General features: G+C 71.4%; 14 protein-coding genes. 3 read left to right on the top strand and 11 right to left on the bottom strand.

Annotated elements, in window-relative coordinates:
• The first annotated feature begins 27 nt into the window (after positions 1-27).
• Entirely contained in the window at positions 28-741 is a 714-nt protein-coding gene (locus D9V36_RS07425; protein ID WP_129293068.1) for a hypothetical protein, read from the top strand.
• Positions 742-1,131: 390 nt separating this feature from the next.
• Here the strand turns inward: D9V36_RS07425 and D9V36_RS07420 are convergent, their stop codons facing one another.
• From D9V36_RS07420 to D9V36_RS07380, 9 genes are all read right to left on the bottom strand, one after another.
• A complete protein-coding gene (locus tag D9V36_RS07420; protein ID WP_129293067.1) occupies positions 1,132-1,626 on the bottom strand; it encodes a MaoC family dehydratase in 495 nt (164 codons plus the stop codon).
• Positions 1,627-2,089: 463 nt separating this feature from the next.
• Positions 2,090-3,256 carry a M20 metallopeptidase family protein gene (locus D9V36_RS07415; protein WP_241720745.1) on the bottom strand — a complete coding sequence of 389 codons (1,167 nt, stop codon included), beginning with the start codon at positions 3,254-3,256 and terminating at the stop codon, positions 2,090-2,092.
• A complete protein-coding gene (locus D9V36_RS07410) occupies positions 3,253-4,401 on the bottom strand; it encodes an amidohydrolase family protein (RefSeq protein ID WP_129293066.1) in 1,149 nt (382 codons plus the stop codon). Before D9V36_RS07410 ends, D9V36_RS07415 begins: the two co-directional genes overlap by 4 nt.
• A complete protein-coding gene (locus D9V36_RS07405; protein WP_129293065.1) occupies positions 4,391-5,707 on the bottom strand; it encodes a glutamine synthetase family protein in 1,317 nt (438 codons plus the stop codon). The genes D9V36_RS07410 and D9V36_RS07405 overlap by 11 nt, the downstream gene beginning before the upstream one ends.
• Positions 5,704-7,182: an APC family permease gene (locus D9V36_RS07400; protein WP_241720744.1), complete on the bottom strand. Its 1,479-nt coding sequence runs from the start codon at positions 7,180-7,182 to the stop codon at positions 5,704-5,706. Before D9V36_RS07400 ends, D9V36_RS07405 begins: the two co-directional genes overlap by 4 nt.
• 105 nt (positions 7,183-7,287) lie before the next feature.
• Positions 7,288-8,241: a MurR/RpiR family transcriptional regulator gene (locus tag D9V36_RS07395; protein WP_129293064.1), complete on the bottom strand. Its 954-nt coding sequence runs from the start codon at positions 8,239-8,241 to the stop codon at positions 7,288-7,290.
• Between the two features lie 446 nt (positions 8,242-8,687).
• Positions 8,688-10,250 (bottom strand): GMC family oxidoreductase, encoded by a 1,563-nt coding sequence (locus D9V36_RS07390; protein ID WP_129293063.1) that lies wholly within the window; start codon positions 10,248-10,250, stop codon positions 8,688-8,690.
• 15 nt (positions 10,251-10,265) lie between these two features.
• Positions 10,266-11,840 carry an APC family permease gene (locus D9V36_RS07385; RefSeq protein WP_129293062.1) on the bottom strand — a complete coding sequence of 525 codons (1,575 nt, stop codon included), beginning with the start codon at positions 11,838-11,840 and terminating at the stop codon, positions 10,266-10,268.
• Positions 11,837-13,306 (bottom strand): aldehyde dehydrogenase family protein, encoded by a 1,470-nt coding sequence (locus D9V36_RS07380; RefSeq protein ID WP_129298257.1) that lies wholly within the window; start codon positions 13,304-13,306, stop codon positions 11,837-11,839. The genes D9V36_RS07385 and D9V36_RS07380 overlap by 4 nt, the downstream gene beginning before the upstream one ends.
• A 230-nt stretch (positions 13,307-13,536) precedes the next feature.
• Between D9V36_RS07380 and D9V36_RS07375 the strand changes: the two genes are divergently transcribed.
• Positions 13,537-14,073 carry a DUF6314 family protein gene (locus D9V36_RS07375; protein ID WP_129293061.1) on the top strand — a complete coding sequence of 179 codons (537 nt, stop codon included), beginning with the start codon at positions 13,537-13,539 and terminating at the stop codon, positions 14,071-14,073.
• A gap of 116 nt (positions 14,074-14,189) precedes the next feature.
• Here the strand turns inward: D9V36_RS07375 and D9V36_RS07370 are convergent, their stop codons facing one another.
• Entirely contained in the window at positions 14,190-15,710 is a 1,521-nt protein-coding gene (locus D9V36_RS07370) for a hypothetical protein (protein WP_129293060.1), read from the bottom strand.
• 194 nt (positions 15,711-15,904) lie between these two features.
• On the opposite strand from D9V36_RS07370, the gene D9V36_RS07365 reads away from it, so the two are divergent.
• Entirely contained in the window at positions 15,905-17,281 is a 1,377-nt protein-coding gene (locus D9V36_RS07365; protein ID WP_241720743.1) for a PucR family transcriptional regulator, read from the top strand.
• Positions 17,282-17,326: 45 nt separating this feature from the next.
• On the opposite strand, the gene D9V36_RS07360 is transcribed toward D9V36_RS07365, so the two are convergent.
• On the bottom strand, positions 17,327-18,226 hold the full coding sequence (locus tag D9V36_RS07360; protein WP_431357650.1) for a class I SAM-dependent methyltransferase: 900 nt from the start codon (positions 18,224-18,226) through the stop codon (positions 17,327-17,329).
• Between the last annotated feature and the right edge of the window lie 592 nt (positions 18,227-18,818).

Genomic DNA, 18,818 nt, shown 5'->3' with positions numbered 1-18,818 from the left:
GTCCTGGTCGAGATGCTAGGAGGATCGATGCCGACGATGGTGGTGGGGTTCCGGCTGGGAAATGGCACGCGGCAGGCCACGGCACTGGTCACCCAGACCGGGCGGCTGCATCTGGCCAGCGGGCTGTACGGGCAGCTCGGCAGGGCCTCGCGGCCACAGATGCCGAGCGGCGAGAACCCCGTACATGCCCGCATGATGAATCTGCGGAACCTGCATGCCAAGTACACGGGCCGCGGTTACCACGAGGTGCTCATCCCGCCCGCATGTGTGCGGCTTCAGGTCGAGGAACCGCCGCTGGCCCATGAACAAGTCCAACGCCGGGACCCGGCCGCCCCGGAACTGGTCGGTGAGTTCGCCGGCGCCGCCCCCTCCCGACCTCAGAAGCTTGAGGACGCCATCCACGCCTTCTACGCCGCGATCGGTGCGCCCGCCCGACCCCGCGGCCCCGTCCCCGCCCCACGCCCGGCCCCCGCCGCCCTGACACCCCGCGCTGCTGAGCTGCGACGCCTCCTCAGCAAGGGCGCACAGCTCACCGGACCAGCGCATTCCCCTTCCGGTTCCGGATACTCGGTTACCGCGGATGGAGTGTGTCTGTCCAGCCGCCACGGTGGTGCGAGGCTGCACCGAGATGACGTCGTCGAACTGCACGCTGCGCTCACCGCGTGGCTCACTCTCGACCAAGCCGGCCCTCCGAAGAGAAACATGGTGCGGCAGGTGGAGAAGGAGCCCCGGAAGCATTGATCCGGCCTGACGGCTGTGCTGCGTCCCGGCGGCAGCCGATCCCTCGGTAGCAGAAGCGTCGCTGCACGCTGGTCTGAAAGTGCGTCCACCGACTCCGCCGGGCAATCCCGCGTATGGATTCGTCTCCTCGCAAGCCCTCTGCCCCGGACGTGACCGACTGGATTGCCCTTCCTATGGCCGTGTTGGAACGGAGCACCGTGCGGGTGTCGTGAAGATGAGTGCATCCTCCGTCGATGATCGTTCGCGGAATGGACCGCACCCAAGAACTTTTGCGGGGCAGCTCTTACCTTTTCACTTCCGCTGACTCCCGAATTCGCCGGCGCGGGCGGGCAGGCCCGGCCATCAAGCACCACTAAAGCCTCTCCGAAGTAATGACGGGAGAGGGCGGGTTCAGTGGCCCGCGGTGCGGCGGCGCAGGAGGTTCAGCACGGTGGCTTTGAAGACGGGTTCGCCCACCGGGTCGAGCAGCTCGGCGAGCGAGCGGACGAGTCCACGATCGGGCTTGGAGTTCGAGGCCTTGGCCTCCAGCACGGTGACGCGAAGGGTCAGTACATCGCCCGGGCGGACGGGGCGCAGCCAGCGCAGGTCGTCCGCGCCGGGGCCACCCAGGCTCGCCACGCTGGACAGGTAGTGCCGGGCGAACAGCCGCATCATCAGCGCCGCGGTCTGCCAACCGCTCGCGATCAGGCCGCCGAACGGCCCGTCGGCAGCGGCGACCGGATCGACGTGAAAGAACTGCGGGTCGTATTCCTTGGCGAACTCGACGATTTGCTTCTCGTCGACGGTCGCGGTGCCGAACACATAGGTCGAACCCGGCACGTAGTCTTCGAAGTAGCGCTGGTCGATCGGGGTGGTCAACAACTGCTCATCGGTGGCCTGAACCATACCGTTGTGATTCCTTCCCTGTGTCGACTCTGAACGCGGGCAGTCTAGGTGTTTTCCCCAGAAGTTGTGTCGATCACTGGGCAGTTTCGGTTCGGGCACTGATCGGGTGGTGCGGCCGGGCGACATACACGGAGTTTCTGGAGTGCCTGCCGACATCCGGGAGTTCCGGACCTGGCTGCCTCGGCGTCGGCGGCACCCTCGCTGTCCCCGTCCGGCGTCGGCCGGGGCAACAAGCCAGTCCCCGGCCAGAAGTCGTTCCACCGACCTACACCGGCAGCGCGGGCCACACCTCAGCCAGGTGCAGGTGCAGGTGCAGGTGCAGGTGCAGGCGCAGGCGTTGTGAGTGAGGGCGCGTGCGCGGTGATGTCACGGGACGTCAGCCGGGCGGGGGCGGAGGCGCCGAGGCGCGAGGCGCGGAGGTGGGTGAAGGGTGCGAAGGCGGTGGGGAGTTCAGGTGAGCTGTTCAGGCGAGCTGTTCCGCGGCGGCCAGGTAGCCGGCGAGCATGGCGTGGGCGATGTCGCGGATCCGCTCGTCGGGGGGCAGGAACGTGGGCGAATGCAGTTGTTCGGTGCCGCCGTGGGTGCCGACGAACAGCATCAGGGACGGCAGATGCGCGCAGAAGAAGGAGAAGTCGTCGGAGCCGGCGGAGCGCAGATCGTCTCCGGCGCTCAGGCCGAGCGTGTCGAGCAGCGGTTTTGTGGCGGCGGTCAGCGCCGGGTCGTTGTCGAGGACGGGCTCGCCGCGGATGATGTCGGTCTGCGCGGTGCAGCCATGGGTCTGTGCCACCAGTGCGGCGACCTCGGCCAGCCGGGTGTGCAGCATTTCGCGGTCGTCGGTGCCCAGTGCGCGCAGGGTGCCGCGGGCCTCGGCGGTGCCGGGGATGACGTTGGCGGCGGTACCGGCCGCGAGCGTGCCGACCGTGAGCACCACGTGCGACATGGGGTCGGTACCGCGGCTGACCAGGCTCTGCAGGGCGACGACGACATGGGCCAGGGCGACGACGGGATCGCGGGTGAGGTGTGGGTAGGCGGCGTGGCCGCTGCGGCCCCGCACCGTGATCGTGAACTCGTCGGCCGAGGCGTTGACGCCGCCGGGGGTGCAGGCGACGGTGCCGGCCGGCAGCAGAGGCTGCACATGCGCTCCGATCACCGCCCGGCACTGCTCCCGGTCGAGGATGCCGTCCTCGACGATGTCCCGGGCTCCGGAGGGGTAGGTCTCCTCCCTCGGTTGCAGGACGGCCAGCAGGGGGGCAGGGCCGCCGGTGCGGTCGACGGCCCGGGCCAGCGCGGTGAGCGCGGCCAGATGGACGTCGTGGCCGCAGGCGTGCATGAGGCCGGGGTGTGCGGACGCCCATGCCGCGCCGCTCTTCTCCTGTACCGCGAGGGCGTCGAGTTCGGCGCGGACGGCGACGGCGGGGCCCGGTCCGCCGATCCGGAGGACGGCGCCGGTGTCGGCGACCTGGGTGGCGGAGCCCGCGGGCAGTGCGGCGAGCACCAGGTCGCGGGTGGGGGCTTCGGCGCCGGACAGGCAGGGGCGGGCGTGGAGGCGATGGCGCAGTGCCGCGGCGGCCGGCAGTTCCTCGTCGAGCGCGGCGGCCAGCGCGGCCAGGTGGCCGGTCATGCCGGTCATGTCCGGTCCTCCAGACGGTAGACGCGGCGGGCGTTGTCGTGGCCCGTCATGCGCACCACCTTGAGGGCTTCTCCTACGTCCCACTCCCCGCTCTCGGTCCATGCGGCGATGGCCTTGGCCATGCCGCGACGCCACAGCAGGGCGCCGAGGTGGTGCAGTTCCGGCGGCCCCCAGGCGTCGGAGGAGAAGAGGATCTTGGCGAAGGGGGCGAGCTCCAGCGATTCGGCGATGACGGCGTCGGAGCGTACGCCGGTGTAGTTGATGCCGAGTCCGACGTCGAAGTAGACGTGCGGGAACACCTGGGCGAGGTAGCCCGCGTTGCGCTGGAAGGGGTAGCAGTGCAACAGCAGTAGGTCGGTGCCGTGTGGCTCCACGTTCTTGATGAACCGGGTGAGCAACAGTGGGTCGCAGCGGTGGAGTTCGACGTCCGGGTCGCCGTATCCGGCGTGCAGCTGGATCGGCAGACCGCGGTCGACGCCGCACCACAGGGCGAAGCGCAGCAGTACCGGGTGGCTCACGCGGAGGGTGCCGGTGGCTTCGTACTCGGCGAGCCAGGCGCCCGCGGCGGCGGTCACCTCGCGGTCGTCGGGGCGTCCGGGGTCGAAGTCGAAGCCGTGACGGTAGGCGATGATGCTCTTGAGGCCGACCGCGGTGACCGTGCGCGCGGCCAGGACCGCCCGGAACCGGTCGGGGAGCCCGTCGGCGGTGACCCCGTCGCGCACCACGTCCTCCAGTACGGTTTCCAGGCGCACCACCTCGTCGACAGGGCGCCCCGAGGCGTCCGCCATGCCCTGGAGCCCGAGGATGTCCTCCCCCTTGTAGCCGGTCTCCAGGAGGTAGTGGCCGATGCCCGAGGCTTCGAGCAGTCTGCGGTTGACCTCGTCGGTTCCGAGTTCGGCGCGCCTGGCCAGGTAGGCCTCGGGGGCGGCGTGCGGTTCGAGGCCGAGGACCGGGGCGCACCAGCGGCGGACGGCGAAGCCGATCTGCGAGTCGAACTGGGTCATCCACGGCGGGATCGGGCGGTCGGACTCGGTGAGCATCTGCTCCAGGGCGGCGCGGTCGGCGTCGTGGCGGAGGGCGCCGTGGACGTGGTGGTCCACCAGGGGGAGCCGGGTGATCTCCGCGAGGAGCCGTTCAGTAGACATTGCGGACCTTCCGAATGCGGGCGGCGTCGTCCAGACCGTCCAGCTGGGCGAGTTCGGAGCGTTTGACCGAGAGGTGCGTGGCCAGCAGGCATGGGTCGAACCAGGAGCGGACGACGTGGTCCTTCTCCAGGGCTTCCAGGGCCTCCTCCAGGGTGGCGGGCAGGCGCGGCGCCGACGCGAGAGCGGACCGGTCGGTGTCCTCGGCCCACACGGTGGGCTCGTCGTGGTCCCCGGTGAGACCGGCCAGGCCGGCCCGGACGAGGACGGCCAGGGCGAGCCAGGGGTTGGCCGTGGCGTCGGCGGCCCGGTATTCGAGGTTGAACTGGGCGGCGGGGCCGGAGCCGGCGAGCTCGGTGGTGGGGCAGATGCGCAGCAGCGCCTCGCGGTTGCGCTCGGCCAGGAACGCCCCGGCGGCGCTCCAGCGGTCCGGGGTCAGGCGCAGGAAGGACACCGGGCTCGGCGCGGTGAGGGCCGTGAGCGCCGGGGCATGGGCCAGGACGCCGGCGCTGAATCGGGCGCCGAGGGCGGAGAGCCGGCCGGGACGCTCCGGGTCGTACAGCGCGGGGCGGCCGTCGGCGTCGCGCAGACTCAGGTGGAGGTGCACGCCGTTGCCCACACCGTTGATGTCCAGGAGCGGGGCGAAGGTGACCGGCAGGCCGCGACGGCGGGCCAGGTCGCGGACGAGCTCCCTGAGGAGGACGGCCCGGTCGGCGGCGACCGCGGCAGCGGCAGGGCGCAGGGTGACTTCGAACTGGCCGTCGCCGTACTCCGGAATCCACGTCTCCGGTTCGAGGCCGGTGTGCTCCAGCAGCCGTACCAGATCGGATCCGAAGGGCTCGGCCTCCCGGAAGCGCCGGAGCGAGAACGGCGCACTCGCGGGCAGGCCTTCCAGCACGAATTCGTGCTCGAACGCGGCGGTGACCTCCAGGCCGGTCCGTTCGCGCAGCTCCGCGAGGGCGTCCCGCAGGAAGGTGCGCGGGCAGCATGCCCAGGGCTGTCCGTCCGGCAGCGTCTGGTCGGCGAGGTAGAGCAGCATCCCCGGAGCGCTGCCGTCCGTGCCGTCCGCCGGGATGCCGACCGCGGTGCCGGCGTCGGGGAGCAGCCGCAGGTCGCCCCGGGAGCCGAAGACGTTGTCGGGGGCGATCGGGCCGAACGAGGAGATCGCGAGGTTCGCGGGAACCCAGCCGGTACCGCTGCGCAGGACCGCGTCGTGTTCCGAGGGCGGTACGGCACGTCCCCGTACCTGACCGGCCAGATCGCAGGTGGCGACGAAGACGGTCGCGTAGTCGTCGGCGCGGGGAGTCATGAGATCACCTTCATGCTGTCGGCGGCCGGAGGCTCCGGGCGCTGCTCCTGGCGGGGGCCCCGGCCTCCGTTCAGTTCACTGGTGAGACGGGCGCCGATGCGCTCGGCGAGGGAGGGGGCGAACAGGACCACGGCGAGTCCTGTCGCGCACCAGGCGGCGGCGATCCAGGGGAAGTAGGTGTAGGGCGCGCCCTGGCCGGTGGACTGCCGGTAGAAGACGAAGCAGAGGTAGCCCAGACCGGCGAGCGGGATGACCAGTTCGCGGCGGGGGATGGCGCCGCGGCGCGAGAGGGTGAAGACGATCACGCCGGCACCGGCCACCGCGTAGACGACCAGGACGCACAGCACGCCGATGGTCGCGTACCAGTAGTAGGTGTCGAAGGCGGTGGTGCCCAGGCCGTACATGACGGCCGTGAGCGCGGCGGCCAGGGCAGCGCACAGCCACAGGGCCCTGGTGGGGGCGCCGGTGACCGGCCCGGTGCGGGCGAGCTGGGCCGGACCGAAGCCGTCCCGGGCCAGCGCCGAGACCATCCGGGCCGCGGCGGCGGACGAGGACAGCGCGGCGGCGAAGGCGGAGGCGACCGCGGTGAAGGCGATGACGAGCGAGAACCAGGTGCCGAGGTAGTCGTCGGAGAGCGTCACCAGTGCCGATTCCGCCCCGGCGAACTCCTTCACCCCCGTGCCGTCGGTGCCGAACCCGATGGTCTGGACGAACATCATCAGGAGGTACAGAACGCCGGTGAGCAGCACGCTTCCCGCCAGGGCGCGCGGGATGTTGCGCCGGGGGTCGTCGGTCTCCTCGCCCAGTGACGCGCACGCCTCGAAGCCCGCCCAGGACAGGAAGGCGAAGACGGTCGCCGTCATGACGGCGCCGAAGGAGGCTCCGCCCGGGGTGAAGACCGACAGGTCGAAGGGCTGGTGGCGGGGTGCCGAACCGGTGCCGGTACGCCCGATGACGACAACGGCGAGGACCAGCATGGCCGCGATGCCGATGCCTTCGGTGATCAGCAGGGTGCGGGCGGTGAGGCGGGTGTCGCGTGAGTTGAGCAGGGTGACGCCCAGCGCGGCAACGACCGCGACCGCCGCCCATGGGCCGGTGGAGGTCATGCCCAGCGCATGCAGGAAGGCATGGGCGAAGACCCCGGTCGCGGCGAGCGTGCACACCAGGAAGGCGAGGTAGGTGCCGAGCAGCGCGAACCCGCCGAAGAAGCCGGCGCGGGGCCCGATGGTGGCTCCGGCCAGGGCGTAGACGGAGCCGGCGTGGTGGAAGTGCTGGGTCAGCCGCCAGAAGCCGTAGCCCACCAGGCCGACACCGAGCAGGCCGAGCAGGAAGACCAGGGGCACGGCCTTGCCCACGGTGGCCGCGACGCCGGCCCCGTTGAGGCCCATCGCCAGTGTCGGCCCCATGAGACCGACCGAGAGGGCCAGGGCTTCCCACAGCCGCAGTTTGCGTGAGGGATGAGGGTGATCGGGCACAACACACTCCCGAGCAGGAGGGGGGCCGCAGGGGAGCGGCCCGAGACACCCTCATGAAATATTCGTTACAAGCAGAGCGTCAAGAGGTGTGTTGAAATGAATTTTTCAGCAGGCTCCGGCCTCTCCGCTCCACTCCTCCTCCGCGGCCCGCATCCGCTCGTCGGCCGCCGGTCCCAGGCGCGCATGCACCGCGGCAACCAGGGCGTCGACGAGTGCCAGGGGGGCGGCGATGCTGTCGAACGGGCTCGGTGCCTCGACCCGCGCGGGGAGCACCACATCGGCGAACTCGGCCACCGGCGAGAGCCACGGGTCGGTGAACAGCACGACCTTGGCCCCGCGTTCGTGCGCGTGCCGGGCGAGTCGCACGGTGTCGTCCTGGTAGCGGCGGAAGTCGAAGACCACGCAGACATCCCGTCGGCTCAGGTCGAGGCGGAATCCCGCATCGCGTCCCGGCGCCGCGGTGTGCAGGAGGGTCCCCGGGCGCAGCAGCCGCAGATGCAGGTCCAGGTACTCGGCCAGGAGCTGCGAAAAGCGCCCGCCGAAGCAGGCGATCCGCTTCACGGGGTCACAGATCAGACCGACCGCCTGCTCGAACTCCTGCTCGGGGAGTGCGGTGAACGTCTGGTTCAGCGTCGCACTGCTCACCTGCTGCGCCGCCTCGACCAGTTCGGAGGTGGGGGAGTCCGCGCCGATCACCGGCGCCAGGGTCAGCGGCGAGGCGTGACGCGCCTGCACCTCCTCGCGCAGCGACTGCTGGAAGTGCCGGTAGCCGTCGAAGCCGAGCCGGGCGACGAACCGCACCACGGTGGGTGCGCTGACGCCGGCCTGGGAGGCGAGCCCCGAGGTGGACTCCAGCCCCGCCGCCGGGTAATTGGCCGTCAGCGCCCGGGCGATCTTCCGCTCGGCGGGGGACAGGCCGCCCTCGACCCGCCGCACCCGCTCGGCCACGGTCGCCCCCGAGGCGGAGTCCGCCCCCGAGCCGGCATCCTGCTCCGCCGTCGGCTCCGGGTCCGTGTCGCCCTTCCCGTGGTTGCCGTGTTCGGCGGCCCGACCAGCCATGCGCGTCCCCTCTCCGGCCTGCGTGACGCGACGATCGTGACACAGCCGGGAAATCGGGCGCCGCAGTGGACCAGGGGGTTCGGGGTCCTCCTCGCCCGGAGGTACGCGGCTTCGGTGCGCTGATTCCGCGGCGATGCGGCGGTGATCCGGTCCGGCGGCGATGCGGCGGTGATCCGACCCTGCCGAGAAAAAGTCTGAATAATCTGTTCCATCCCCTTTGTGCGGGAGTATCCTGTCCTTAGGCCTGCGGGGCGAGCGAGGGAGTCCGACGGACTGGCCTCGGGGAAGGCAGCTCTGGTTGCCGCCGAGGACGTGAAGGAAGGTCGGGCTGAGAGGCCGGAAGGTCGTAAGACCGGACGGCGACCCCTAGCACCTGATCCGGACCATGCCGGCGAAGGGAGCCCACCTCGTAGGTCGTTGGTGTGCGTGCAGCCGCGGCGCGTTGCTCAGTCGCTGCGCATCAGATCCGCACACTTCTCCCCGATCATCATCGTGGTGATACAGGGGTTCACGGCCGGCAGGAACGGCATCACCGAGGCGTCGGCCACCCTCAGGCCGGTCACGCCCTTGACGCGCAAGTGAGGGTCGAGGGGCGTCGCCTGATCATCGGGGGCACCCATCTGCACGGTGCACGCGGGGTGGTAGACCGTGTTGTGCGTGGCGCGGATGTAGTCGAAGAGGTCGGCGTCGGAGTGGGTCGACGGGCCGGGGGCGAGTTCGGTACCGGCCCACTGGACCATGGGCGTCTGGGCGACGATCTCGCGGGCGAGGCGCAGGCCGTGGGTCATCACGCGGATGTCGTGGTCGTGGGTGAAGTACCGCGGGTCGACCTTGGGCTTGTCGCGGAAGTCGCGGGTGCGCAGCCGGACCGTGCCCAGCGAGCGGGCGCGGGTGACGTTCGGGGTGAGGCAGAAGGCGTTCTCCGAGGTGGGGTAGCCGTGGCGGTAGGTGTTCATGTCGAAGGGCACCTGGCCGTAGTGGAACATCAGGTCCGGGCGGTCGAGGCCGGGCTCGGTGTTCGTGAAGATGCCGATCTCCCACCACTGGGTGGACGAGTTGACCATGGGCTGCTTGGCGTCCCACATGATCACGCCCTCCGGGTGGTCCTGCAGACAGGAGCCGACGCCGGGGGAGTCGACGATCGGCTCGACACCCGTGGCCCGCAGATGGGTGGCCGGGCCGATACCGGAGAGCATGAGGAGTTTCGGGGAATCGATGGCGCCGCAGCACAGGACGGTCTCACGGCGGGCGTTGACGGTGCGGGTGTGGATCAGGTCGGGGGCGAGGTAGTCCACGCCGGTGCAGTGCCGGGCGGAGTCGAAATTCAGGCGCTTGGCCTGGAGCCCGGTGCGCACCTCCAGGTTCCGGCGGGTGCCCATCAGGGGGTGGAGGTAGGACACCGAAGCGGAGGAACGGGTGCCGTCCGGGCGGCAGTTGATCTGGAACCAGTTCGCGCCCCGGACGACGGTCTGACCGGTGTTGAAGGGCGTGGTCGGGATGCCGGCCGCCACACAGGCCTCCAGGAGCGCCACCCCGCACGGGTCGTGCGGCGGGACCGTGCGCAGGGTGACCGGGCCGCTGCGGCCGTGGTGGTCGCCGGGGGCGTCGTTGCTCTCCAGCCGCTGGTAGAGCGGGAAGCAGTCCGCCGCGCTCCAGCCCGTACAACCCATCGCGGCCCATTCGTCAAGGTCCTCGGCCGGGGCCCAGAAGGCGATACAGGAGTTGTGCGAGGAGCAGCCGCCGAGCACCTTGGCGCGGGCGTGCCGCATGAAGCTGTTGCCGTTCTCCTGCGGTTCGACCGGGTAGTCCCAGTCGTAGCCGGACTCCAGCAGTCCCATCCAGCGGTCCAGGCGCAGCACGTTCTCGTCACCGACGTCGGAGGGGCCGGCCTCCAGCAGACAGACGGTGGCCGTCGGGTCCTCGCTGAGCCGGGCCGCCACGACGGCGCCGGCCGTGCCGCCGCCGACCACGACGTAGTCGAACTCGTCCACAGGGGCCTCTTGGGACATCGCGCCGTCTCCTGATCAGGGGGTGGGGGCGTTGCTGCTGTCCGGGCCGCCGCTGTCGGGGGCGACGGCGGCGTGCATGGCCAGGACTCCGGTGCGCTTGCGCTGGACGAACCAGTAGTAGGTGAATCCGCCGATCGCCACGACGCCGATGAACAGGAAGGCGCCCCAGCGCAGGTACCAGTGCTGCGGGCCGGTCGCGTTGTACACCGCGGCGCGCGGCCAGGCGAGGTTGAGGGACATCCCGAAGCCCCAGAGCACGGCGAGGATGTTCACCGGGATACCGAACTTGCCCAGGCTGAACCTCCCCTGCACCGGAGTCCACTTGCCGCGCAGCCGCTGGAACAGCATCGGCAGGGTGACCGCCAGGTAGGCCAGATAGATCATGATGATCGCGATGCTGGTGATCACCGAGAAGATCTGCGGCTGGTTGACATTGATGAGGAGGATGCCGATCGCCACCAGGCCGATGATCACGGCCGGCAGCACCGGCGTCTGGAAGCGCGGGCTGACCTTGGCGAGCAGCGAGGCGGCCGGGAGGTTGTTGTCCCGGGCCATCGCGAACGCCAGCCGGATGCCCGCGGTGTGCACCGCCAGCTCGCACACGGTGATCGCGATGACCACACACCAGAGCACGATCTGCCCGACGGTCGAGCCGAGCGTGGAGAGCACCACGTACTGCAGGCCGTCCACGGACAACTTCGCGGAGTGCAGATCGGGCACCGAGAGCAGGGCGAAGAGGAGGATCAGACCGCCGATGAGGAAGGATGCGACCAGCGCCCGCAGGATGGCGCGGGGCGCGTTGCGGCCGGGGTCCTTGGACTCCTCACCGAGCGAGGAGGCGGTGTCGAAGCCGTACATGACGTACGCCGAGGCCAGTGCCGCGGTGAGGAACGCGCCGAAGTAGCCGAGGTTCGTGCCGCTGCCCAGACCGAAGGTGTTGAGCACCACGCCGGGGCCGCGGGTGACGTGCGCGGCGAGGAGAAGGATCAGAACGATGGCGGCGATCAGCTCGATCGCCACGCCCGCGGAGTTGATCCGGGCCATCAGCTTGACCCCGAAGGCGTTCACCAGGGTGGTGAAGGTGATCAGGATCGTGCCGAGCACCACGGCGTTCTCGGCCGCGGACTGGCCGGTGCCGTCGCCGATGAACTGGAACCACGACGAGATCTGCGGCAGCGTCACCTGGTACGCCAGCGCCACCGCGGACAGCGACACCATGGTGGCGGTCAGCATCATCCAGCCGCCGAGCCAGCCGATGTGCGGGCCGCCGAGCTTCTTGGACCAGTTGTAGACCGACCCGGCCACCGGGTAGCGGGCGGCCAGCTCGCAGAAGCACAGCGCCACCATCAGCTGCCCGAGGAAGACCATCGGCCAGGACCACCAGTACGCCGGGCCGCCGTGGGCGATACCGAAGTAGAACAGCTGGAAGGTGCCGGTGAGGATGGAGATATAGCTGATGCCGGCGGCGAAGGTGTGGAAGTTGCCCAGGGTGCGCTTGAGTTCCGGCTTGTAGCCGAGTTCGGCGATCGCCTCGTCGTCGTGCGCGTGGTCGGCCCCGGAGTCGGGCCGGGACGCTGCGGGATCGGTCACTCGAACCACCTCTGCGGACGTGGCGCGGTATTGCGCCAGACGTGCTTGGCCTCCTGGTACTCGGCCAGTCCCGCGGGCCCCAGCTCGCGCCCGATGCCCGACTGCTTCATCCCGCCCCACTCCGCCTGCGGCACATAGGGGTGGAAGTCGTTGATCCATACCGTGCCCGCGCGCAGCCGGTCGGCGACCCGGTGCGCACGCCCGCTGTCCTGCGTCCAGACCGCGCCGGCCAGCCCGTACACCGTGTCGTTGGCCAGTGAGACCGCCTCGTCCTCGGTACGGAACCGCTCGACGGTCAGCACCGGGCCGAAGCTCTCGTCGCGCACGACGGTCATGTCCGGGGTGCACTCGTCCAGCACGGTCGGCAGGTAGTAGAACCCGTTGGCCAGCGACGGATCGTCGGGCCGGGAGCCGCCGCAGAGCAGGACGGCACCCTCGTCGAGCCCCGCCGCCACATATGCCTCGATCTTCGCGAGGTGCGCGGCCGAGATCAGCGGGCCGGTCCTGGCATGCTCGTCGAACGGCCCGCCGAGCCGGATCCGCTGGGTGCGGGAGACCAGTTCGTCGACGAACGCATCGTGCAGCTCTTCCTGGACGAGCAGCCGGGCGCCCGCCGAGCAGACCTGCCCGGAGTGCAGGAAGGCCGCCATCAGGGCGTAGTCGACGGCGGTGTCGAAATCGGCGTCCGCGAAGACGATGTTGGGGTTCTTGCCGCCCAGCTCCAACGCGATCTTCTTCACCGTGGGCGCCGCGGCGGCCATGATGCGCCGGCCGGTGAGCAGACCGCCGGTGAACGACACCATGTCCACCCGGGGGTCCTCGGTCAGTGGCGCACCCACCACCTGGCCGGTGCCCAGCACCAGATTGGCCGCACCGTCCGGCAGCCCGGCCTCGGCCAGCAGCCGCATGAGGTGGATGGCGGTGTGCGGGGTGAGCTCACTGGGCTTCAGGATGAAGGTGTTGCCCGTGACCAGGGCGGGGGCGACCTTCCAGGCGGTCTGCAGCAGCGGGTAGTTCCACGGGGTGATCAGCGCACAGACGCCGACCGGCTCGTGCCGCACCGTACTGGCGACCTCCGGGGCGCCGGCGTCCACCACCCGGTCGGTTCCGCCGGCCGCGCCGAGGTTGCCGAAGTAGCGGAAGCAGTTGGCGATGTCGTCCATGTCGTAGGCGCTCTCGACCAGCCGCTTGCCGGTGTCCAGCGACTCGGCCCTGGCCAGCGCATCCTTGTCGCGCTCCAGCAGCTCGGCGACGCGCAGCACCAGCCCGCCCCGCTCGGCCGCCGGTGTCCGCGGCCAGGGCCCGTCGTCGAAGGCCGTCCGGGCGGCGCCGATCGCCGCCGCCACGTCCTTCGGCCCGCCCTCGTCGACGGTCGCGACCAGCGTGCCGTCCGCCGGGCAGCGGATCTCCCGCACCTGCCCGTCGGCCGCTGCGGTCCACTGACCGCCGATGAACAGCTCCGGCATGGTGGCGCCTCCGGTCTCCGGCTCGTACGAGGCGGCAGCATCGGCCGCGGTGCCCGGCCGACGGCGTCGGGCTGACGGGCGGCCCGCCGTGCGGACCTCGGTAACGATCACTGAACCGAGAGTAAGACGGGCGGTGCGGCTCCGCACGGTACGAGACGCCGGGGGAGAAGGGAGCGCCGCCGGGCGGGGCCGACGGAGTGACGCCCGCGGGCGCACGGGAGAATGGAGGGATGGGCAGCGAGCGGGACCGGGGGCAGGGGCAGGAGCCGGGGCGGGAACCGGAGCCGGGGCGGGCCCTGGAGCCGGAGTCGGGGCCGGCCGGCGAACCTCCCCCGCACCCCGTCCCCGATGCCGCGGCGTACTTCTTCGGCCGCTGGAGCATCGAGCGCAGCGTGTGCGACCTGCGGACCGGTGCCGAGGGCAGCTTCCGCGGCACCGCCGACTTCCGCCCCGATCCGGCGGGGGAGGGGCTGCTGCACATCGAGGAGGGCCGACTGCGGTGGGGCGCCGCGGTGCATCCGGCGAGCCGCACCCTGCGACTGCGGCCCCGCCCGGACGGCACCGCCGAGATCCGCTTCGCCGACGGCCGGCCCTTCCACGACCTCGATCTCAGGACCGGCCGCTGGCGTGCCGTCCACCCCTGCGCCGCGGACCGCTACGAAGGAGAGTTCACCGTCACGGGGGCGGACACCTGGCAGCTGGAGTGGCGGGTCGGCGGGCCGGCGAAGGACCAACTGCTGCGCTCGGCGTACCGGCGGCTGACGTAAGAGCGGCGCCGGGGCCCGGTTGCAGGCGACCGCCGCCCCGGTAGGCGGACGCACGGACGGCGCCGCCGGGAGCGGATGTCCCCGGCGGCGCCGTCCTGTGCGGGTGGAGCGAGGTCTCAGGCGGCGGGCAGCTTCCCGCGTCCGAAGATCTTGCGCTCGTCGTGCAGCGCGAACGGAGTGGTGCGCAGATCCGCGATCTGGATACCGAAGATCTTCAGCTGCAGCATCAGCTCGGTCTTGAGGTCGTACCCCGCGCGGAGCTCCCACGCCGGGGCACCGCCGCCACCGGCCGCCGCGGCACGTCCGGTGAGGTGGACGGAGAGTTCCCCGCCGACGCCCGCGGTGTCGTAGAGGAACACCTGGGCGCGCGTCCCGACGCGGGCCGTCGCGGAGGCCGCCCCCTCGACCCGGGGAGTCGCCCCCTTGGTCTGCTGGTACGCCTCGTGCAGCGGCTGCCACCCGTGCTGCCGGTCGTACTTGGCACCGACGGCGAACGCACCGGAGGTGCGCTGGTCGGCGTCGAGCACGATGCGGCCGCCCGCGGTGAAGCGGTAGGTGAAGGTGACCTCGGTGCTGACCACGACGGGGACCGGGCCCACCCAGAAGACGTGCCGTCCGGTGACCGCCGCCAGCGGCACTGCGATCTGCCCGGTGTCGGCTGTCTTGCGGACCTTGCCGTGCACCTGCCAGCCGTAGCCGTACGAGCCGCCGAGGCCGATGGCCGCGCGCTGCGGCAGCAGGTTCAGCCCGCCGCGCTTCTCGTACTGGAAGATCAGCTCGGGCCGGAACGTCACCTCGCCGGCCAGCCGCGCGGGAGACTTGCCGGTCGCCTCCACACCCTTGGGCAGCGGCACATCGACGCCCAGCCGCAGGGTGGTGAGCGCCTTGCGCGCGTCGGGCGACAGCGTGCTGCCGGAGGGGGTCGGGGTGGGGCGCTTGCCGGACGGAACGAGCTGGGTGCGGACCCCGGAGGAGCCGGACGCCGACGGGCTCGGGGAGGCGGAGGCATTGGCGTCAGGGGTGCCCGACGGTGTGTCCGGACCGCCGCTCGGAGTGGCCGGGCCGCCGGCGTCCGCACCGGCGCCGGAAGCGGGCTTGTGCACGGTGACACCCGAGGAGAGCGGCTTGACCGAGACCTCACCGGGCCGCAACGCCGCGCGCTGGTCCACCTTCTGATCGCCCAGCAGCTCCGAGAGCGTCGCGGGGGCGGTGGTCACCCGGACCTTGCCGTCGTGGGAGCCGGTGACCTTGCCGACCTTGAACAGCGCACCCGAGGGGGCGTGCCGGTTGGGCGCGGCGGCGATCACATCACCGGTCCGTACGGTCTTTCCGGCGGACGGCTTGAGCTCCGCCTGCTTACGGTGCGCGTCGTACGACGAGAGCTGCACGGAGACCGAATTGCCGGAACGGGTCGGCGCGTCGGACGGCCTGGCGACCGCGGCAGCGCCCTCAGGGCCGGAGGCCCGCGCATCGTCCGGCACGGCACCGGGGACCGTCGTCCCGGTGGCCGGTATGCCGGCCGAGGACGTGCGCGGCGCGTCGGGACCCGAGAGCAGTGCATGGGCGCCGAGGGCCGCGGGGACGAGTACGCCGACCGCGGCGGCGGGCACCGCGATACGGCGCCAGGAAACAGCCATGGGATTCCTTGGTGGTGCGGGGGGTGTCGGGGAGGAACAGCGGGGCCGGGCGCCGAACGCCGAACGCATGCCGGACGACCGGGGAAAAGTCGTCCAGGATCGAACATCTGTAGGGGTTCGGGCGGCTTCCTCGTAGCATGGCGACGAATGATCGCTTTCGCCATGGGGAAAGACACCGAGTCGGGAGGGGACGGGTGGAGACTTCCACAACGGTGCCGGAGGCCGTCGCCGCGCTGCACGCCGGGATCGGCGCCCTCACCGACGAGGTCATAAGCGGCCTCCGGGCCCAACTCCCCTCCTATGCGGCACTGTCGGTGGAGCAGCTCAGGCCGCGGGTGCAGGCGTCCCTGCGCAATGGCCTGTCGCTGGTGCAGCGCTGGTCCCGGGAGCGCGGGACGTCACAGGGGCCGGGCGACGGGCGGGCGTACGGCATCCCGGAGACCCACCTCGACGAGGTGACGGCCCTGGCGCGCTCACTGCCCGCCGAGGACATCATCTCCGCCTACCGGATCGGCACGGATATCGTCTGGCGGCGGTTCGGCGAGGAGATGGCGGCCCGGCGCGGCACCGCCGAGGACCTGCTGCCGATCGCCGAGACGCTGCGTGCCTGGGCCGACGCCAACACCCTGCGCATCGTGCGCAGTTGCCGGGTGGGGGCCCAAGGCGACGACCCGATGACGGACCGTCGGCGGGCGGCGCTGGTCCGCGCCCTGCTGCTCGGCGAGGCGCGGTGGGACACCTCCGGCCTTCCGGGCGGTGGGTGGGGCGCCGGGCCGGCCGGCGGCGGCACCGGCGAGGGGCACCGCGCCGGCGGCTCCCCCGATGACGGGCAGCGCGCCGGCGGTTACCCCGACGACGAAGCCGCCACGGAAAGCGGGTACGACCACAGCGCGCTCCGTCTGCCCTTCCGCGCCCGACTGCCCGAGGATCCCCCGCCCGGCGCACCGGACCGCACCCCGGAGTCCGCCCCCGCCCCGTATGCCGCCGCCCATCCCGGCCCCGGCGACCGCGCCTTCGGCCGGATCACCGCCCTGCTGCGCCCCTGGCTCGCCCTGGACGAGAGCGGGAAACCTCTGGTCACGACCGTGGACCGGGAGGTGGCGGGGCTGCTGACGGGGCGGCCGGAAGGGCTGTGCCGCGGCCTGATCCTGGGGCTCGGCGCCCCGGCCCCCGTCTCCGGACTCGCCACGGAGTTCACCCGGGCGACCCAGGCGCTCCGGGCCGCCGTCGGTTTCGGACTCGTCGGGGCGTTCACCCGTGAAGAACTGGGGCTGCGGGCCACGGTCGTGGCGCTCCCGGCCCTCGGGGAGCAACTGGTGGGACTCCGCCTGGCGCCGCTGGCCGAACGGGGTGAGGACGGCGCCCAGTTGGAGGAGGCCGCTGCCGCCTATCTGCAGCAGGGGCTGCGCCTGGAAGCCGCCGCGCGGACCCTCTACGTCCACCCCAACACCCTGCGCAACCGCCTGAGGCGCTTCGAGGAGATCACCGGCACCAGCCTCCGCGACCCGGCCGATCTGGCGGAGGTCTGGTGGGCGCTGACACATCGCAGGATCCACGGTCCGGCGAGCTGAGGCGCCCGCCGGCCGGGCCGTCGAGCGCCCGCGCCTGCCGGTGGCTCAGGCCTTCACCGCCCGCAGCGCATACAGCAGCGGAATGATCGGCTCCGACGGCGGGAGGCGCCACCAGCCGTTCTCCGACGGCACCATCGCCTCGAACCGCTTCCAGGGCAGCAGCTCGGTCTCCCGGACCAGTTGCACGGTCAGCCCCGCCCCGATCACCGCGGAGATCACCTCCCCGAGCCCGTGCCGCCACTCGTAGCTCGTCGTGGCGCCCTGCACCGGCGGACCGTCGGTGTACGTGGACGGGGTATCGCTCCTGAGCGGACCGCGGCCGCCCAAGTAGTCGTGATGCAGTCGGAGTTGCTGCCGGTCCGGGCTGGGTGTCGGCCCCAGGGAGTCGAGCAGGGGATGGAACTCGACGAGGTAGAACGTCCCGCCGGGCCGGAGCAATGCGCTGACGATCCCGGCCCAGGCGGCCAGATCCGGGAGATAGCACAGCGCGCCCTTGCCCGTGTAGATCACATCGAACCGGCGCTCACCCAGCGCCTCCACGGCCCGGTGCACATCGGACCGGACGAACTCCACACTCCGGCCGCCCTCCTCGGCCAGCCGCCGCGCCTCCGTGACCGCCGCCGCGGAGAAGTCGAGACCCACCGTGCGCGCGCCCCGCTCGGCGAACGCGGCGGTCTCGGTGCCCAGATGGCACTGCAGATGCAGGACGTCCCGCCCGGCCAGCTCACCCAGATCCGTCCACTCGAAGGGCGCGAACCAGTCCTCGGCGGTCCGGGAACCGTCCAGGCCGTAGAACTGGCTGGCCACATGGACCGGCGTACGGGCGTCCCAGTTGGCTTCGTTGGCACGCACCATCTCCTCGGTGGTGGGCTCCTTGGCGGTGGGCTCCTCGGTGAGGGGCGATGTCCCCGGGGTGGTCGACAGCTCACTCTGCTCTGTGGTCATCCCTCTCTTGTACCGGCCGGGCGGGTGAGCCGGCCAGTACCGTCGGGCGCGAGGACGCTTCGGCGGCATTACTCGTGGGTGTAAAGCGGGTCGATGGTGGTAGGCGACCTCACACAACGCCCCGCTCCGCAACGGCTGTTGCTCGGGTGTCTGCCGAGGCGGAACCGGATGCGGCCCGGGCCCGGGGGTGCTCCTGTCCGGGGCCGGCCGCACGGGGGGCGTGCCCGGCGCTGGGTGTCGCCGGGGGAAGAGGAACGGGCCGCCGCCTGTGAGTGGCGTGGCGGCGGCCCGTACCCCCGTCAGGCGCCTTCGGTTCCTGAGCGCCGGGGCTGATGCGGGGGTCTGGTGAAGGGCCTTGGGTACGGGCGATCGCCGATGCCAAGAACGCGAACTGGCTGATTGAACACCCCGCATTCGCACGCTTGTTGGGGCGCTCGTCCGTACTGACCGGCCGACCCCCGCCACTTCTTCCCAAGGGACCCTGCCGCTCGTCTGCAACAACCGCCTTCCGGTGGGTATGTTGGGGGCTCGCAGCGTGTGGTCACTCCTATACGGAGCGATCACCCCTGCCCCATGGCTGATGACTGCCGAA

It is taken from the genome of Streptomyces lydicus, from assembly GCF_004125265.1.
Classification (GTDB): domain Bacteria; phylum Actinomycetota; class Actinomycetes; order Streptomycetales; family Streptomycetaceae; genus Streptomyces; species Streptomyces lydicus_C.
Note: the sequence above shows the minus strand (reverse complement) of the source record. Positions and strands in the feature narration are given on the sequence as shown.

Excerpts from the sequence above, each read along its gene's own strand:
- D9V36_RS07425 (WP_129293068.1), top strand. The coding sequence starts at position 28 with ATGCCGACGATGGTGGTGGGGTTCCGGCTGGGAAATGGCACGCGGCAG.
- D9V36_RS07405 (WP_129293065.1), bottom strand. The coding sequence starts at position 5,707 with ATGACTCCCCGCGCCGACGACTACGCGACCGTCTTCGTCGCCACCTGC.
- D9V36_RS07380 (WP_129298257.1), bottom strand. The coding sequence starts at position 13,306 with ATGCCGGAGCTGTTCATCGGCGGTCAGTGGACCGCAGCGGCCGACGGG.
- D9V36_RS07360 (WP_431357650.1), bottom strand. The coding sequence starts at position 18,226 with ATGACCACAGAGCAGAGTGAGCTGTCGACCACCCCGGGGACATCGCCC.
- D9V36_RS07390 (WP_129293063.1), bottom strand. The coding sequence starts at position 10,250 with ATGTCCCAAGAGGCCCCTGTGGACGAGTTCGACTACGTCGTGGTCGGC.
- D9V36_RS07395 (WP_129293064.1), bottom strand. The coding sequence starts at position 8,241 with ATGGCTGGTCGGGCCGCCGAACACGGCAACCACGGGAAGGGCGACACG.
- D9V36_RS07375 (WP_129293061.1), top strand. The coding sequence starts at position 13,537 with ATGGGCAGCGAGCGGGACCGGGGGCAGGGGCAGGAGCCGGGGCGGGAA.
- D9V36_RS07420 (WP_129293067.1), bottom strand. The coding sequence starts at position 1,626 with ATGGTTCAGGCCACCGATGAGCAGTTGTTGACCACCCCGATCGACCAG.
- D9V36_RS07410 (WP_129293066.1), bottom strand. The coding sequence starts at position 4,401 with ATGTCTACTGAACGGCTCCTCGCGGAGATCACCCGGCTCCCCCTGGTG.
- D9V36_RS07415 (WP_241720745.1), bottom strand. The coding sequence starts at position 3,256 with ATGACCGGCATGACCGGCCACCTGGCCGCGCTGGCCGCCGCGCTCGAC.
- D9V36_RS07370 (WP_129293060.1), bottom strand. The coding sequence starts at position 15,710 with ATGGCTGTTTCCTGGCGCCGTATCGCGGTGCCCGCCGCCGCGGTCGGC.